At 61.6% G+C, this 2,783-nt stretch carries 4 protein-coding genes; 3 read left to right on the top strand and 1 reads right to left on the bottom strand.

Annotated elements, in window-relative coordinates:
- Positions 1–412 precede the first annotated feature (412 nt).
- A complete protein-coding gene (locus AC1DY5_RS50225; RefSeq protein WP_478121777.1) occupies positions 413–1,504 on the top strand; it encodes a GSU2403 family nucleotidyltransferase fold protein in 1,092 nt (363 codons plus the stop codon).
- 119 nt (positions 1,505–1,623) lie between these two features.
- Here AC1DY5_RS50225 and AC1DY5_RS50230 read toward each other — a convergent pair whose 3' ends face one another.
- A complete protein-coding gene (locus AC1DY5_RS50230) occupies positions 1,624–1,950 on the bottom strand; it encodes a hypothetical protein (protein WP_478121778.1) in 327 nt (108 codons plus the stop codon).
- 157 nt (positions 1,951–2,107) lie between these two features.
- On the opposite strand from AC1DY5_RS50230, the gene AC1DY5_RS50235 reads away from it, so the two are divergent.
- Both AC1DY5_RS50235 and AC1DY5_RS50240 read left to right on the top strand, forming a co-directional pair.
- Positions 2,108–2,344, top strand: coding sequence for a hypothetical protein (locus tag AC1DY5_RS50235; RefSeq protein ID WP_478121779.1), 237 nt, complete (start codon positions 2,108–2,110; stop codon positions 2,342–2,344).
- A 236-nt stretch (positions 2,345–2,580) separates the two neighbouring features.
- Positions 2,581–2,783 (top strand): response regulator (locus tag AC1DY5_RS50240; RefSeq protein WP_478121780.1); only part of this gene is annotated, 203 nt, incomplete at its 3' end.

Raw genomic sequence — 2,783 nt, forward strand, 5'->3', positions numbered from 1 at the left:
ACATACCGGTGATCTGCATAGCAAGAGTCTCCTGTTGGTTGGGGCGCCCATTGGGACTTGCGCCCTTGAACCGATCGTAGGAAGCGAAGCTGTCAATCCGCCGTCGGCGCACGCAGGGTATTCACGAATGCCGAAGTCAGGGCTCCGTCAGTGGCCGCCGGCTACGACCGTTGCGTTACTCGAATCTGATCGAGGACATCGGGAGCGAGAGCGTGTCGCTGGAGCGCGATCAGGTCGCGCCCGTGCAAGCGGCGCGAGACAGCCACATGCCGCGGGGTAGGAGGCCCCAAAGTTCAGTCCCGAAAACTTTTGCTCCAAGGCGGCGGAGATACTTATACTGCGGCGGCCAACCGGCGCAGTATAACTTTTGATCCATAGTTATACTGCACCAACATAGATGAGCAGTATAACCATGACGCCATCCGAACCTGCCTTGTTTGAAGAGCTATCGATGTCGGCGCAGACCAACTTTGCAGAGCTGGTCGAACAGGCGCAGGCCCGAATGCTCGACCGCTCAACCGCCGACGTCACGGGCTCGTTCAACAAGAAGGAAATCAAGGGCATTCAGTACTGGTATTGGCAGTTCCGCGATCTGGAAGGGAAGACCAAGCAGGTCTACCTCGGCCCGGCCGACGAACGGATTCGCGAGCTGATCCGATTGCGCTCAGAGGGTAAGCCCCGCGGCCGTAACGGCCTGGCCAGGCTCGCACACGCATGCACGTCGCTTGGGTGCCTGAGCGTTGCGCCCCAGCACTTCAGGGTGATCAATCGCCTCGCCGAGCACGGCTTCTTCAATGCCGGCGGCGTGCTAATCGGTACCCACGCCTTCATCGCGATGGGCAACATGCTGGGCGTCCGATGGAGCGGTGGGTGGAAGACCAACGATATCGACTTCGCCCATGCGGGGAAGAACGTGTCACTCGCGCTTYCGACCAACGCCGAAGCCAACGTGCACGATGCGATCACCTCGCTCGAGATGGGATTGCTACCCGCGAAATCGATCACCCAAGGGGCGACCTACCTCAACGCAAAGAGCGGCGACATGCGCATCGACCTTCTGACGGTTGCGGGCCGCAGCGAAAAGATCTACCGTCACGAGCTGTTGAACGTGAACCTGCAGCCCCTCAAGTTCATGGAATTCTCTCTAGAGAAGACGACGCAGACGGCGGTGATCTCAGGCGAGAACGCGCTCATCGTCAACATTCCTTCGCCATTGCGCTACGCGCTGCACAAGCTCGTAGTAATGGCGGAACGCGAGGAGCAGTTCCGCACGAAGATCGCGAAGGATGCAGGACAAGTTGCATCCTTGGTCTCGTATGCCCTCGATCGATCTCCCCATGCACTTCAAGAGGCGGCAGACGACATCATGAGTCGCGGCAAGGGATGGCGAAGCCGAATAGCGGTGGGCACGAGGATGCTTGCTGGGTATCACCCAGCCGTTGCACTGAAACTGAGCGCCGTTCTAAAGCTTCCTGCCCCAAAAGCCGCCCAACAGCCCGCATGAAGAGCCGGATGAAGAATCGGGACCGGAAGCTGCAACGCCGGGGCCGGCGCAGCGGCTGGCGCGGTGGCCGCTCGAAGGGCAAGGCCGCAGAGCGCAACGCAGCAGCAGGCCTCCGGCAACTATTGCGCCGCCGCGGAGCGTCCGGCCGCTGGTGTTGCCGGTGCCGGTGCAGGCGCCGGGACCAGCGCGCCGCCCATATCCTGCAGAAGGCGCTTGAACTCGGGCGAATCCACGATGATGGTTCCCGCCGCGGCGCGCAGGCGGTCGACGGCCTCGTCAGGCAACACGAAGGTCGTCGGCTGCTGGTTTAGGTAGTCCAGCGCTGCCTTGTCCTTCAGCGCGGCGAAGGACACGTCGATGGCATAGATCTCGGCGTCCGGCCCACGCATCACGGCCGCGAGTGCCGGGTCCTTGTTGCCTGCCACCGACTTCCGGATCTGGCGCATGGTCTTCCATCGCGCCRCTATGTCCCTGAGGAGCTCGACGGCTTCGAAAGAATAGCGGTCGATCGGAACGCCGCTTGACTTCAGGAGGATCTCCACGCTGCCGGGGGATGACTCGGATTTGTCCCAGTTGGTCGGAGGCACGGACAGGGAATTGACGATGAAGACGACGATCCTTTTCGCGCTGTCGAGCTGCGTCGGCAGGCCGGCTTCCTGCATGGCCTCGAGGATTTCCAGCGCATCGAGCAAGACTGAAGGCCGCGGCCCGGCGGAGCTCAAGATCACCGAAGCAGAGTGCAAGGCCCAAGGCAAGGCCAAGAACCGCACTGCGCTCATTGCCTGCTTCGAGCCGAACCGGCGCGTGGACATCCGGGCCACGGGCGAGCAGGGGGGCTAGAGTGCGCGAGCTTGAGTGATTTGCAGAGGATTTCAGGATCACTCAACAGCGACCGAAGTGAACCCGTTGGCTTGATCGGCTGACGATCAGGCGGGGCAGTCAACAGCGATCGCCAGACATGAATCGGGGAGCGCCCGCGCGGTGAGACGCGGGCTGTCCTCGAGACCGGATCGCCGCACATCCACCAACTATGGGGCAATTTGACAGCTGCAAACTTGACTGAGCCGGAGCTTCGGATGCTTCTTGTGGACGACCACACGATCGTTCGGGAAGGCTTGAGGCGCGTACTCGATCCGATAGGCAGCAACTGGGCATTGACCGAAGCGGAGACGGGTTTTCAGGCGCTCGAATTCCTGCGCAACGGCGAGTTCGACCTGGCGCTGGTCGACCTTTCCCTGCCGGGGATGACCGGGCTTGAACTGATACGACGCATCAAGAC

The organism is Variovorax sp. P4_D9 (assembly GCF_056401695.1).